This window comes from Vibrio sp. Evd11 (assembly GCF_900382755.1).
GTDB classification, from domain to species: domain Bacteria; phylum Pseudomonadota; class Gammaproteobacteria; order Enterobacterales; family Vibrionaceae; genus Vibrio; species Vibrio lentus.
Genome location: NZ_OSDX01000053.1, coordinates 1 through 13,480, shown reverse-complemented (window position 1 = coordinate 13,480; position 13,480 = coordinate 1). Strand labels below are relative to the sequence as shown.

At 44.3% G+C, this 13,480-nt stretch carries 10 protein-coding genes and 1 pseudogene; 2 read left to right on the top strand and 9 right to left on the bottom strand.

Features of this window, described 5'->3' with window-relative positions:
* Window positions 1–84: 84 nt before the first annotated feature.
* From ED652_RS18300 to ED652_RS18280, 5 genes are all read right to left on the bottom strand, one after another.
* Entirely contained in the window at window positions 85–1,599 is a 1,515-nt protein-coding gene (locus ED652_RS18300; protein WP_065101378.1) for a hypothetical protein, read from the bottom strand.
* A gap of 511 nt (window positions 1,600–2,110) precedes the next feature.
* A complete protein-coding gene (gene dgcA / locus ED652_RS18295; protein WP_122055727.1) occupies window positions 2,111–3,097 on the bottom strand; it encodes an N-acetyl-D-Glu racemase DgcA in 987 nt (328 codons plus the stop codon).
* A gap of 57 nt (window positions 3,098–3,154) precedes the next feature.
* Entirely contained in the window at window positions 3,155–4,162 is a 1,008-nt protein-coding gene (dgcN, locus tag ED652_RS18290; RefSeq protein ID WP_122055726.1) for an N-acetyltransferase DgcN, read from the bottom strand.
* A 91-nt stretch (window positions 4,163–4,253) separates the two neighbouring features.
* On the bottom strand, window positions 4,254–5,144 hold the full coding sequence (locus ED652_RS18285; RefSeq protein ID WP_122055725.1) for a LysR family transcriptional regulator: 891 nt from the start codon (window positions 5,142–5,144) through the stop codon (window positions 4,254–4,256).
* Window positions 5,145–5,251: 107 nt separating this feature from the next.
* The gene (locus tag ED652_RS18280) at window positions 5,252–6,088 is read right to left on the bottom strand and encodes an SGNH/GDSL hydrolase family protein (RefSeq protein ID WP_122055724.1); all 837 of its coding nucleotides are present in this window, start codon (window positions 6,086–6,088) and stop codon (window positions 5,252–5,254) included.
* Between the two features lie 277 nt (window positions 6,089–6,365).
* On the opposite strand from ED652_RS18280, the gene ED652_RS18275 reads away from it, so the two are divergent.
* Entirely contained in the window at window positions 6,366–8,423 is a 2,058-nt protein-coding gene (locus ED652_RS18275) for an alpha-amylase family glycosyl hydrolase (protein ID WP_122055723.1), read from the top strand.
* A gap of 120 nt (window positions 8,424–8,543) precedes the next feature.
* Here ED652_RS18275 and ED652_RS18270 read toward each other — a convergent pair whose 3' ends face one another.
* Window positions 8,544–9,050 carry an RNA methyltransferase gene (locus ED652_RS18270; protein ID WP_122055722.1) on the bottom strand — a complete coding sequence of 169 codons (507 nt, stop codon included), beginning with the start codon at window positions 9,048–9,050 and terminating at the stop codon, window positions 8,544–8,546.
* A gap of 276 nt (window positions 9,051–9,326) precedes the next feature.
* Between ED652_RS18270 and ED652_RS18265 the strand changes: the two genes are divergently transcribed.
* On the top strand, window positions 9,327–10,988 hold the full coding sequence (locus ED652_RS18265; RefSeq protein ID WP_122055721.1) for a methyl-accepting chemotaxis protein: 1,662 nt from the start codon (window positions 9,327–9,329) through the stop codon (window positions 10,986–10,988).
* Between the two features lie 149 nt (window positions 10,989–11,137).
* Here the strand turns inward: ED652_RS18265 and ED652_RS18260 are convergent, their stop codons facing one another.
* The 3 genes and pseudogenes from ED652_RS18260 to ED652_RS18250 all read right to left on the bottom strand — a co-directional run.
* Complete coding sequence (locus ED652_RS18260) at window positions 11,138–11,815, bottom strand: endonuclease III domain-containing protein (protein ID WP_122055720.1); 678 nt, start codon at window positions 11,813–11,815, stop codon at window positions 11,138–11,140.
* Between the two features lie 4 nt (window positions 11,816–11,819).
* Window positions 11,820–12,689 (bottom strand): LysR family transcriptional regulator, encoded by an 870-nt coding sequence (locus tag ED652_RS18255; RefSeq protein WP_017108426.1) that lies wholly within the window; start codon window positions 12,687–12,689, stop codon window positions 11,820–11,822.
* Window positions 12,690–12,914: 225 nt separating this feature from the next.
* Window positions 12,915–13,480 (bottom strand): annotated as a pseudogene (locus tag ED652_RS18250) (IS5 family transposase); the annotation flags it as partial.

Genomic DNA, 13,480 nt, shown 5'->3' with positions numbered 1-13,480 from the left:
CTAAATTGGCTTACCTTTTAAAGTAATTAATTAAACTTTGGAAGGGGCTAAGGATGTTCTATATGGTGACCTTCTCCCCTGTGACTACTTGGTTTTTGGTGTCTCAGAGCAAGCGGGAAAGTGCTCTTTAAGATCATCTAGATCGGTTAGCACAGCTAGGTATACCGAGCGCTCTAAAGGCATAGATTCTTCGACACCCTTAGAGTTGTCTATTATAGTTTGTACAGATTTCTCATAGTTCTGAACTATATTCATAGCGAAATTGTTATTATCCTCAGCAATTCTAAGGTTAGCGTTTGAAGTTTTTACTGACTGCTTAGCAGCTTTTTCTTTTGATTTTGCTTCTTCAAGCTTCTCTTTTGCATTGTTTAGCTCGATTTCTACATCAACTACTTTGCGTATGGCTAAAGTTAGTTCTTCATCTGTAGTTGTTTCTTCCGCATTCAATTTCTTAACAGTGCCCAAAGCACTATCTCTCGCTGTACTAGCGTTCTCAGCGTTTTTCCTAGCAGCTTCTAAAGCGTTACTAGCTTCAGTTGATTGTTTATCAGAATGTCCCTTAGAGTTCTGCGCCTTTTTCAAAGCGTTCTTCGCTATTACAGAGGGTTTCTCACTATTTGATTTGTACAACGAGTAGGGTTTAGTGCTTTCTTTATGGAGCTTAGCCATGCTCGATATAGTGCTAGCAGATTGGAGAGCCACTTCAAGTGCTGCCAACTCTTTGATAAATGCCGTCGAAGCATTTTTAATGTCAGCTGCGTCTAGTTTTAACTTAAGTTTGTTTAATTTAGATTGAGTATTGATAAATGAAATTGAATCAGCCGAGATTAGTTTGGTAACGACTTTCAAGTGATCTGATTTTTCGGCTGAGATACGACTTTCATCTATACACTTCATTCTCAATTCAAATACTTTGTATCCCGATACAATGGTGTAACCTTCTGTTTTTTTCTCACTCGAAGCCGCTACGTTCTTGCTCTTGTTAGAGCCAGATGCCGACACATTATCGCTCCAATTGTAAACACGAACGTTGACTTCACTCGTGGCTTTTTGAAGGTCGTCGTTAGCTTTATTGATTGCTTTTCGATTGGTCTCGATATCTTTCGCACATTCAGCGTCATCCTTACATGTCGCTAAAGTTAGGGTTGTTGCACTGAGGGCATTTGTTAGATCAAGTGCTGCGGTTTTCACATCGACAGGAACGCTATCTTTGTTTTCCCCATTAACATCTGTTATTTCACTCGGTACTGGTTCCCCTTTAGCATTTTTTGCTTTATTCGCTTTAGAATCATCGTCAAGTGGGTAATTATGGACAATTACAGAGGCTTCGAATTGAGAGTTTCGAAGGCTGTCAGCCAAGCAGTTGGCGGTCATAGGTGAACGGTTTCTATCTGCATAGCACAGGTCACCAATTTTATAGTTCAATTGACCATCTAGGCTTACTTGCGTTGTTTGTAAGGGATAAAATCGGATAGGGTCATCGTACCCACCTTCATTTTCCGCAGTGTAGGTTAACCCATCAAAAACAGTGAGTTGACTAGAGCTGCAAGCCGAGAGTCCTATGACACACAGCGATGCTAAGATTCCATTCTTAAACATGGTTCAATTCCTTTGAGGAACATAACTATCGAAGCAAGCTACATCCAATTCAAACTTGCGATATACATCGAATTTTAGCGGAACCTTTGATTGTTATTAGTGATGGATGTCTAATAGTTTATGCGTTTGGTTGATGGGCATTGACACTCTCCCTTAAAATTGCAGAGTTATCATGTTCCAGAGCCTCATCTATTCGATGGGGCTTTGTTGTTTCTGGTCATAAATTTAAATTGAAGCGCCACTTTCTATTGTGAAAGCGGCGCTTTTTTGTGGGTGCTATATGCAAGAGAAGATTTCTTCATTTCTTACCTACCTCACCAGTTGCTTACTTTGTAGTGGTACGTTGAACTTGGCCATCTAGTAAGAGCTAGGCAAAGTATCCCTACAACCATTTGCAATACTAGACGTTATCCGAAGACAATCTATAGAGCTGAATCTCTAAGTAGGTTTTGTCCAAAAGTTCGCGTGCCTACCTATAGCCTGCATCATCAATACTGAACGCTAACTCACCTTAAAGAATGATCATCCCATCTCGATAAGTCAGTGCTGGCGAAACATCTTGCCCAAGTAATACAGGGCCATCAAGGTCGACGATTTCAGATTGAACCGCAATAGGCAGCGCCGCTCGCATCGCCAATGAGGTGCTTAGCATACAACCAGACATCAGAGCAAAGCCGAGCCTTTGAGCTTCTTCAGCAAGTACCAATGCTTCGGTCAAACCACCCGTTTTATCGAGCTTGATGTTGACCATCTCATACTTGCCCAACAGCGAAGACAGCTGAGAAGTGGTATGACAGCTTTCATCAGCACACAGTGGGATCGGGTGATTGATGTGTGCCAGTGACGCATCATGTTGTTGCGGTAAAGGTTGCTCGATCATCGCGATATCAAACTCAGTAAGTTGATTGAACAACTCTTCGAGATTCAACCCTGTCCACGCTTCATTGGCATCCAGTACAATCTGAACATCCTGCGCCGCTTCTCGCACTGCACGAACACGCTCTACTACCTGCTCGCCATCAAGCTTCACTTTTAGAAGTTTCGCACCATTCGCCACATAATCTCGAGCTTGTGTCGCCATCGCTTCCGGTGTGCCAATGGAGACTGTCATTGCAGTAACGATTTGAGCAGGTAACCCAAACAAGCTATTTGGAAACGTCTGTTCGTTCTGCTGCGCTTCAAAATCCCAAAGCGCACAATCGACCGCATTTCGCGCTGCTCCTCCAGTCAATAAAGACTGAAGATGATCTCTTAGCTCTGCGGGATCGGTAACGCCTCGTTTAAACATAGCTTCAAGGGCACTAGACGCTTGTTGAATTTGCGCTAACACAGACTCCGATGACTCGCCGTATCGTGGGTAAGGCGTACATTCGCCCTGAGCTTGTTTGCCACCATGTTCAATGTAAACACGAACAACGTGACACTCAGTTCGGCTGCCACGAGAGATGCGAAAAGGCGTTTGCATCGCGATAGTAATGGGTTCTGCTGTAATCTTCATAATTTCACTCGGTTGATGTTCGCTTTAACAAATGGAAACGTAGAAATGATGAAGTCGTTAAAGTGAATGTCGCAAATGATCAGTAATGTGTTGTACACCAAAACGAACCGGGTCCGTCACGGGTACTTGATAGAGTGTGGTCCATTCTTGGCACAATGTCTCAGCATCTTCAATGCTAATCGCCGATGTGTTTAAACAGATACCGACCAGTTTCACCTCTGGATTCGTCAATCGCGCGGCTTGCAAGTTAGCTTCAATGGTATGTTCAATCGTTGGTAATTTGGCATGAGGAAGATTACGAATATGTGGTCGCCCTACTTCGTGACATAGCACCAAAGCATCAGCTTGTGCGCCATGCAATAACCCTAAACTCACGCCTGCAAAAGACGGATTGAACAACGAACCTTGGCCTTCAATGATGTCCCAATCGTGGCCAGTAAAATCGGGGCTAATCGCTTCAACCGCGCCGGAAATGAAATCCGCCACCACAGCATCAATCGAAATCCCGCTACCTTCAATCAAGATACCCGTCTGCCCTGTCGCTTTAAACTGAGCTGACGTCCCCGCTTCTTTGAGGGATTTCTCTATCGCCAGTGCCGAGAACATTTTGCCTATTGAGCAATCGGTTCCGACCGTGAGAAGGCGTTTACCCTGTCGAGGCTTGCCATTACCAACATTAAGAACACCATCAAAGTGGCGTACATCATGAAGCTTAGCCAATCCTCGCTGCTGCATGTCAGCAAGCGGTGAAAATTCACTCAGTCGTTGGTGCATGCCAGATGCAATCTCAAATCCCATTTCTGCAGCTGCCATTATGGTTGGCTGCCAAGAGTCAGGAATAACACCACCTGGGTTTGCCGTGCCAATCACTAGCGTTTTCGCGCCCCGTGCTTGCGCCTCTTGTAAGGTCATGTCCATTAAGCCAAGTGAAACAGTATCGTCTGTTAAGCGAAGCTGACCTAGGCAAATTTCTGGTCGCCATTGATGAATACCACGAGCTGTTTTTGCTGCAAGTGGGTCGGTAACATCCCCGAGAAAAAGAAGATAAGGCTGAGCGATAGACATGAGCATTCCTAATTAATAAGTCCTTGTATGGATTTACTTTAATTAAGAACTTAGAAGCTGGCGAATACCTATTTATGGCGAGCCTATAACCTTAAGTTATAGGGTGCGTATGACTCTTCAATGAAGCGATAAATTGCTTAACGGAAATCGACTGAGGGGTGTGCTCTGCACAAAGCATCGATACCGAAAATTGGATGTCTGGTTGAAGTGGTAACACACAGACCGCATCGTCATTTTGATACTGCTCTGCCGTCCACGGATCCACAATCGCAAACCCCGCTTGGTGCTTCACCAGTTCCGCCGCCGCGCTATATCCACGCACAGATATTGGATGGTGATAATGCTCATCTCGCGCAATAAGGCTTTGATGTAACAGGAGGCCTAATGGATCGCGGCTATCGAGTCCGATGATTGGCAAGGGATAATTGATCAGGTCATCAAGGGTTAATTCCGTCGGTAACTGTTCAACGGTGCTGAAAGGAACCAGAACCTTGAGGGATTCAGTTAAGAGTGTTTCACTTAATATAGCAGGCGGTGTTTCGTCCCCAAACGCGATAGCAATATCAAGCTCATGCTTTAATAGCCCAGCACAAAGTTCATCACGGTTTGCAGTCAGCAACTCAAAAGAGAGCTCTTGTTCACGAGACATTTGGGCTATTACCGGAGTCAGCAATTTGGTCGCCAGTATCGGCGGCGCACCAATGCGTAAATGCTGATGTCCTTGCTTCACTTTGTTGGTCAGAGATCGAAATTGACCCAATTGCTGATACACCTTTTCCGCTTCGGGCAGTAAGGTTTTTGCCTCTACCGTTGGCACCAACCGACCTTTGACACGCTCGAACAATCCAAACCCAAGTTGTTGCTCTGTGTGTGCCAGAATACGAGTCACATTAGGTTGTGACACATGCAGATTACGCGCAGCCCCAGATACGGTTCCGGTTTGCATAATGGCGTAAAAGACTTCCAACTGTCTTAGGTTCACATTGATGTCCTTATGGTTCGCGAAACAAGTCTAGGGTTTGGCTTTTCTTGTATTAGCTAAGCTGTCAAACTAGCTGTCTATTTATCTACTTGGCTATTTGCGTGAGTTTATTTTAGTAACTCAGCTATCGTAGGTTGAAGAACCTCAGCCCAAGCTTGGTAAGCCTTCGCATTCAAATGCAAGTCATCACATGAGTATTCATTCGATAAAAGCTTATTAGGTGACAATACAGAATTCACATCTAAGAACGCAATGCCTTGCAGAGAACAGTACTCGCTTATCTTGCTATTGAGTAGTTCAACCGACGAATTCAAACCTTGCAGTTTAGAGCCAACATAAAGCGTTGATTGCGCCAAGATTCGAATTTCGTTTTCTTGCCACACCTCAAGCATATCAATGTAGTTCTGGTAGATATGTTCGACATCATAACCCTGCGCTAAATCGTTTATCCCTGCCATAAAACACACCAGCTTCGGCTTCACATTCAACGTGGTATCAATACGACGCAACATGCCCGTTGTGGTATCACCGGCTAAGCCGCGATTGACCATCGAAACATCCCGAAAAATATCCGCCCACGGGGCCCATTCGGTGATCGAATCACCAAACATCACTAGGTCTGCATTTGGGGAAAAATGACGATGATTGTCCGATGTCATGATGTAACGGCTCATGCTGTGGCCTCGCTGCTGAATCTCAGATTGAATAGCGACCGCCTTGAGGATGTCACTATCCTGTGTGGTGCTATCGAATTGAGCCAACAAACCTTCGATATGAGGCTTAAAAGGACTGAGGCGAGTGCTCAGTTGGTGGTGTTCTTTAAGGGAAGACAACCTCTCTAGCAATGCATACAGAGAGCGGTTTTGACCAACTTCTTGGAATAACTGATATAAATCGAGGACAGGGTGTTGTTGCAGCGCCGCAAGTAATTGCTTGTCTTCCATGGTGTTATCTAGCCCTTCAATTCTCTGGTGATGAGCTCAGATAATATCCGATTGTTTACGGGATAGATAACATTAGAAACAGATAATGACTTAATCTCAACAAGGCTGTTTACATACCGCATAAAAATATCTTCCTGTACAAATCTCGTTCCGACTCAAAAATCAGCACTTCATCATAATATGTATAAGAAATTAGCCACATATTGTGACCTCAGTCTCTCAGCCTACCGTCTACTCCTATTGCCACTATTTAACGGAGGATTTATAGAATATCAGGATGGTGAATAATAGGTTAAATCATAATAAGGACCTTTACGTGAAACTTTCTCTATCCAATACCGCGTTGGCCGTTACCGCCATCCTACTTGCAGGTTGCCAATCTGCACCTGAATCAGTTCAAGAACCAACAGCATACCAATGCCAAACGAATACCAATGCCGACGTGAATGACTTGAGGATCTATCAAGTGATGGTCGAAAGCTTTGTCAGTGGCGATGACTCAATTGGTCATGGTACAGGCTATGGAACCAGTCACCATAACGGAGACATCCAAGGTATTATCGACTCACTTGATTACATTGAATCTCTTGGCATGAACGGCATTTGGCTAACCCCAATCTTTAATTCAGAGCCTATCGAAAACCAAGACCATTGGGCTGATAGACTGGATGCTACCGGTTATTTTGCCACTGATTATTTCAATATCGATCCGAGATTCGGAACGATGGAAGAAGCTAAAACCTTAGTTGAAGAAGCGCATGCTCGAGGGCTATATGTCTTCTTTGATGGCGTATTTGGCCACCACAAAAAAAACGTAGTGCCGTCACCAACAGGTAAGCTGCCCCAAGGAGAGGATAATCCAGTCTCATACCCTGAGAGCCTAGCCTTCTATCAAGAAGTTGCCGAGTATTGGATCAAAGAACTCAAAATTGATGGTTGGCGCTTAGATCAAGCTTATCAAGTGCCAAAAGAAGCTTGGAGTCAAATCAGAGAAACGGTAGACACCGCTTCTTCTCAAGTCGAATACGTAAACAGCGAAGGTAAAACCGTGAACCCTCTGGGTTATATGGTCGCGGAAATTTGGGCAGGTGAGAACCGCATTATTGAAACAGGCTACGGTTCAAATGAAGCACCGGCCTTATGTTCTGCGTTTGATTTCCCTATGCGCTACCGCCTGACGGAAACCTTTGCTGTAAACGAAGCTGGCGTGGGGAACAAAGGTGGAGAGTGGCTTGCAGAAGGCATGTCTTTACATTCGTTATACCCAGACCACGCAAAGCCAAATTTAATGATCGGTAACCATGACCTTGTGCGCTTTGGTGACTTATTACAGCGCGGTGATATCGCTTCTCCACAAGACAAAGAGTATTGGCAGCGCTATAAAGCGGCATTTTCATTCCAAGCAGCTTATACCGGCCCAATAACCACCTACTATGGGGACGAAATAGGCGATCAACTAGAAGGTTTTGCAGACAAAGTATGGACTGATGACTGTGCAATTAATGGTCTGTGTGATGATCACGTAGCCCGTACTAGCGGTAAAGTAGAAGGTGTCACAGCCCAACTCAATGCGCACGAAAAAGACTTAAAGCAATACGTGACAAACTTGATGAAACTGAGAGAAACGCACCCCGCTCTATCACAAGGTAAACGTACAAACCTGATGGCCAATGATGTCGCCTATGTCGATCACAAAGCCTATGAAGGCGATGCTGTTGTCTACGCAGTGAACGTTACCAACAAAGAACAAACCATAAAACTAACCAAAGAAAAAGTCGGCTCCATAGCTGATCTGACGGATATTGAATCCAAGCAATCGATCTCAGCTATTGATGGCCACTACTCTATCGTTCTAAGCCCATTTGAAGCTCGTTTCTTGTCGATAACAAAGCCAAGTGAAAAAGGGCCAATTGCGGCGATACTAGCGACAGGAAATGAAGTTGGACAAGGCTTCATGGCTCAATGTGACAATCCAACAATAAAAGCCGAAGGCCCTATTTCGAGCCCGCTTTATGTGGTTGGCAATTTTGCTGATTCAGGTTGGAAACACGTGGGTCAACGAGAGTTTGAATATAAAGGTGACAACACTTACCAAGTCGTCACCACTGAAAAACCGGGCAGCTATCGCATGCAATACGCGTCTAAAGCTTGGTCTCCACAATTTACAGCTGAAGGGCTCAACCTAAAATTAGGACAACTTAACTCATTAACTAAAGGTGGTTACGGACAAGATACCGCAGTGACTATTCGTAATGCAGGGCAGTATGTATGGAGCTTACAATTCGATGATGCAGGGCAACCACTGCAAATTATGGCTTCCAAATGTGCGGAGTAGTCACAACTAACCTCCGTTAAAATCCAAATAAAATGCCCCTTAGTTATATGAATAAGGGGCTTTCTTTAATTGATATGGGATATTAACGAGACCGGGTATTTAATGACACCACCTCAATCCCTACTTTACTAGTAGGTGATTACGGTTATCACGGCTTTTCTTAATCAACTCGTTGCTCTCGTCCATTTCATCTGACTTAGCAAGGCGATCATAAAGTAGCACGTTGACCGTCGCAGCTAGATTCATACAGCCTACCGTTGGTACATACACAACGTGGTCAGCTCGGTCTGCAACATCTTGAGAAATAGAACCGTCTTCAGGGCCAAAGATATAGATAGCATTTTCCGGGTGTTTAAAACGCGGCAGCGGTGTCGCACCCTCTGCTAGTTCTACACACACAATCTGTGTTTCTGTATCAAGGTTATCTAAAAATGACTCGACACTAGTCAGCGGGATAGTGCGCGTTGCACTCTTGGTATCGGTGTGAAATTTTGCAGCCTTGTCGTAGCGTTGCCCTGTGTATTTAACTTCGTCGACTTGGTAGCAACCCGCCGCACGCATAACCGCGCCAACGTTTGTCGGGCTCTTTGGGTTGGTTAAACCAATAGTCACATGGCTTTTGTTCATGAATCTTTCTCACTTAACGAATAGACATAGCAGGGTGCTACAAAGCGTCGCATTCTAACAAAGCAGCGTCGAATTCAAAAGCACGGAAACAGAGTTACCGATCTCTCGCCATGCCTGCAATTACATAGGCTCAATAGCCTTAAAACCTAACCACCATCATATTTACAAAACAAAAGTGTTTTAGGGTAACAATTAAACAACAAGTCCATTTACATTTTGAAACCACATTAATAATGTGTTGAGAATTACATTAGACAATCGCACAGGAAGCGTGACATGACCCTAACCATCAAAAACCGCCTTTATATACTCTCTTTCATTCCCTTGTTACTAATGGCAATTGGGATGATGAGCGTGACTTATATGAAGAGCACCGAGCTAACCGCACAACAAGTAGAATCGACGCGTAGCAATATGATGGCGATGAAAGAAAAAGAACTCAAAGCATACCTACAAATGGCCTACTCCTCGATCAGCCCATTTTTAGATAAAGGGGCAACACTAGAAGAAGCCTTACCAACGCTCAAAACTCTTGAATATGGTGAGTCTGGCTATATTTTTGGTTATGACTCGAAAGGCGTTCGAGTTGTTGTTGGCCAAAACAATGATGGTATTGGTAAAAACTACTACGACCTTCAAGATAAAAAAGGCAACTATCTAATCCGCGACCTGATCAAAAATTCAAAATTGGGTGAATTCACCACTTACTACTTTCCAAAACTTGGCCAATCGGAAGCTCTACCTAAGCTCAGCTACTCGATATTCATTCCTCAGTGGGATTTAATGCTAGGCACGGGTTTTTACACTGACGACATCGACGCGGTGATTGCTGAAATGAAAGAGAGTTCAAATGTCGCACTGCAAAGCTCACTCACTGCCATCACTATTTTTTGTGGTTTGATTGCACTTGTAGTGGCGGTTTTCGCTGTCGCCGTGAACCGTACTATCATGCAACCACTCGAACAATTTGATCGCTCGATTAGCGCTTTCGCTAGCGGTGAGGCCGATTTAACGGCTCGTATGGAACATTTCAAAGCGCCAGAGTTCACCAAGCTCAGTGAGAACTTCAATGCCTTTGTTGCCAGCCTACAAACCATCATTCGAAGTGTTAGTGATGTTGGCCAGCAAGTTGTATCCGAGACCACCAGCATGTCTTCTCGTGCCGCACAAGTTGATGAAATTGCAACAGGTCAGCGCGAAGAAACGGAGCAAGTGGCAACCGCTATGACGGAGATGACCACGACAGCGCAAGAGATCTCAAGCAATGCTAGCCAAGCAGCTGATTCAGCTAAACAGGCAGAAACTAACGCTAAAGAAGCTCAACAGATTGTTAATGCTGCTGCAAATTCGGTTGCAGGCCTTGCTAGCGAAGTATCAGAAGCGAACACCGTGGTATCAAGACTCGAAGGTGATGTACAAAATATCTCGTCTTCACTGACAGTCATTCAAGACATTGCAGAACAAACGAACTTATTGGCACTGAATGCTGCGATTGAAGCCGCACGTGCAGGTGAACAAGGACGTGGATTTGCAGTGGTAGCTGATGAGGTTCGTAAACTGGCAAGCCGCACTCAAGAAAGTACGGGTGACATTCACAAGATGATTCAACAGTTAAAAGCCGCTTCAGATGCTGCAGTAAAAGCCATGGATTCGAGTCAAAATCGAAGTGCTCAAACCGTGGAAGAAGCGAATGCCGCAGCCGCTGCACTGGCGAAGATCCAAGCATCGATTGATACCATCATGGACATGAACTCGTTAATTGCTACTGCGACGGAGCAACAAAATATTGTTGGGCAAGAGATCTCGCAACGCATTGTAGTTATATCAGATCAAAGCTCGCAATCGGCATCACTCGCAAATCAAAACCGTACAGGCAGCCAAAACCTAAACAGCCGCGCCAATGAGCTATACCACTTGGTAGATCGCTTCACGGTTTAGTGCATTTGCGGTCGATTAAATAGCAAGTAAACGCTACGAAACGTTCAAAGCTTCTCTAATCAAATACAATCGGGCTTCAGAATCATCATTCTGAAGCTCGATTGTTTATCTAAGAGTGTTTGAATAAAAGGAACGACACTGAGTAGAACCTAAGGCCCAACCCCAGCCTTAACGCAATCTTGATTCAGTGGGCAATGTTCACACTTTGGTTTAGGGTTACAAAACTGCTGGCCATGTTCAACGAGTAAGCCATGATAATAACCGTACCTTTTTGTATCCAGAGAAATCACGTTTTCCATTAAAGCTCGAAACTTTTCATACGATTTAGGGACATCCAACCCATTGCGAATGAAGATCCTTCTCGCGTACGCATCAATCACAAAAGATGGCTTACCTATCGCATACACCAGAATCGCGTCGGCGGTTTCGCCACCAATTCCTTTGACTTCCAGTAGCTCTTTACGCAGTTGATCCTTATCCTGTTCTCGCACCACAGACATATCGTATTGATATTTCGCAAACCACTCAGTCACGGCCTTAAGCTTAATGGCTTTCTGATTGTAGTAACCACTAGAACGAATCTTTTGAGCAAGCTCATCGATCTCCATATCTGCTACTGACCTTGGATTACACTTATCGCCCAAGTTAGTCAGTGCTTTCTCTGCATTCTTCCAATTAGTGTTTTGAACCAAAATAGCGCCTAAAACGATCTCGTAAGGATCGTTCCTTTGCCACCATTCAAAATAGCCATAGTGCTGCTCAAGTGTATCGAACACACTGAGTATCAGTTCATTTTGGCTGACTAAATTATGATGACTTGGCGTCATAGAACTAATCCAATTGCTCAGATAGAAAATCGACTAACAAGCGAACCTTTGAAGACAGGTTACGGTTCTGAGGGTATAGCGCCCAGATCCCTTCTTTGTCGTCTCGGTAGTCAGACAGCACCTCAACCAACTCACCTGAATCAAGATCTTCACTCACGTAGTACTCTGGTAATTGCACCAAGCCAATGCTCTGTTTTGCTGCATCTAGTAAAGCTAGGCCACTATTACACTTGATTCGTCCATTAACACGAACTGAGCGAGGGCGACCATTTTCTTTAAAACGCCAATGCTCAAAGCCACCCACTAAGCATTGGTGATTAGTCAGCTCAGACAGCGTATGCGGCTCACCATAACGTTCAATGTATTCAGGGCTTGCACATACATAGAGTTGTCGTTGAGAAAGCTTTTTTGCCACAAGACTTGAATCTTCTAAGCGACCAAGACGAATCGCCACATCAACACCGGAATCAATAAGGTCGAGCTTTTGGTTAGTCAGCATCAGCTCTAACTCTACTTGCGGATGAAGCTTTAAGAACTGGTGAAGTATTGGGGCGAGTTGACGCTCGCCATAAGTCACGGGTGCCGTCACTTTCAACAAGCCTTTCGGTGTGGATTGCATCTGCGTGACTGCAAGCTCAGCAATTTCTAAGCCCTCAACCAGCAACTTACACTGTTGATAATAGAGTTGCCCCGCCTCTGTCAGAGAAACCTTACGAGTCGTTCGATTGAGTAGTTTCACTGCGAGACGCTCTTCGAGGTTTGCCACCCTGCGACTGATTTGAGCCACCGACGTAGCGAGCTTCTGCGCCGCACCAGTAAAGCTTTCACGCTCTGCGACTGCAACAAACTCACTTACCCCTTCCCAATTGGCCATACCTTTACCCTATGCTGAACTTTGGTTACCCATACAGTGTATTGAAGATAGATATCAGTGTCACCTTGCTTGATATGCGCTGCGCATAAGTCTTCACCACCTATCTCTATTATTCGACACCTTACAGAAACACATTTTTCTCCTAACATTAATCTCATCCCCTATTGCTAGGGTGATAATCTCTAAAACACTAGGGCGTGTTGATCTTTGCTGTACATTTCGTGTTCAACAATACATCGGTAACCACATTAACATGAATGCCAGCGATAACATGCTGGCATAATTCCTTTCTAGCTTGTCATACCTACTTGAAATAGCTCGATAATGTTTAATTCTCCCAAAGGCATTTTCGACCAAGTGACGATACTTGTATAGACACCAATCCATACTGTCTTTGTCTATATCTTGTCCGTAATTGCGTTTAGCAATTACCGTTTCTCCGCCACGTTACTTAACAAAAGTACGGAAAGGTTCGCTGTCATATCCTTTATCACAAACGATGGTATTAACTTCATCGAGTTGCTCAACTAAGCTTTCGGCATGCACTATATCGTGGCGTTGTCCCTTTGATAAATCAAAGCAAATCGGCAGGCCACCACTATCTACGGCTAAGTGAATTTTGGTTGAGTTGCCCCCGCGACTTTTTCCTATTTGCTCTGAACTTTCAGTAGCTGCACCTGTACTATGCTGATGCGCTCTAACTATAGAACCATCAAGAAATACCCATTCAAAATCAGCCATGCTAGATAAGCTTTTGAAAAGATTATCTAAAATCCCTTTCTTTGACCAAA

Excerpts from the sequence above, each read along its gene's own strand:
- ED652_RS18300 (WP_065101378.1), bottom strand. The coding sequence starts at position 1,599 with ATGTTTAAGAATGGAATCTTAGCATCGCTGTGTGTCATAGGACTCTCG.
- dgcA (WP_122055727.1), bottom strand. The coding sequence starts at position 3,097 with ATGAAGATTACAGCAGAACCCATTACTATCGCGATGCAAACGCCTTTT.
- dgcN (WP_122055726.1), bottom strand. The coding sequence starts at position 4,162 with ATGTCTATCGCTCAGCCTTATCTTCTTTTTCTCGGGGATGTTACCGAC.
- ED652_RS18280 (WP_122055724.1), bottom strand. The coding sequence starts at position 6,088 with ATGGAAGACAAGCAATTACTTGCGGCGCTGCAACAACACCCTGTCCTC.
- ED652_RS18275 (WP_122055723.1), top strand. The coding sequence starts at position 6,366 with ATGGTGAATAATAGGTTAAATCATAATAAGGACCTTTACGTGAAACTT.
- ED652_RS18270 (WP_122055722.1), bottom strand. The coding sequence starts at position 9,050 with ATGAACAAAAGCCATGTGACTATTGGTTTAACCAACCCAAAGAGCCCG.
- ED652_RS18265 (WP_122055721.1), top strand. The coding sequence starts at position 9,327 with ATGACCCTAACCATCAAAAACCGCCTTTATATACTCTCTTTCATTCCC.
- ED652_RS18260 (WP_122055720.1), bottom strand. The coding sequence starts at position 11,815 with ATGACGCCAAGTCATCATAATTTAGTCAGCCAAAATGAACTGATACTC.
- ED652_RS18255 (WP_017108426.1), bottom strand. The coding sequence starts at position 12,689 with ATGGCCAATTGGGAAGGGGTAAGTGAGTTTGTTGCAGTCGCAGAGCGT.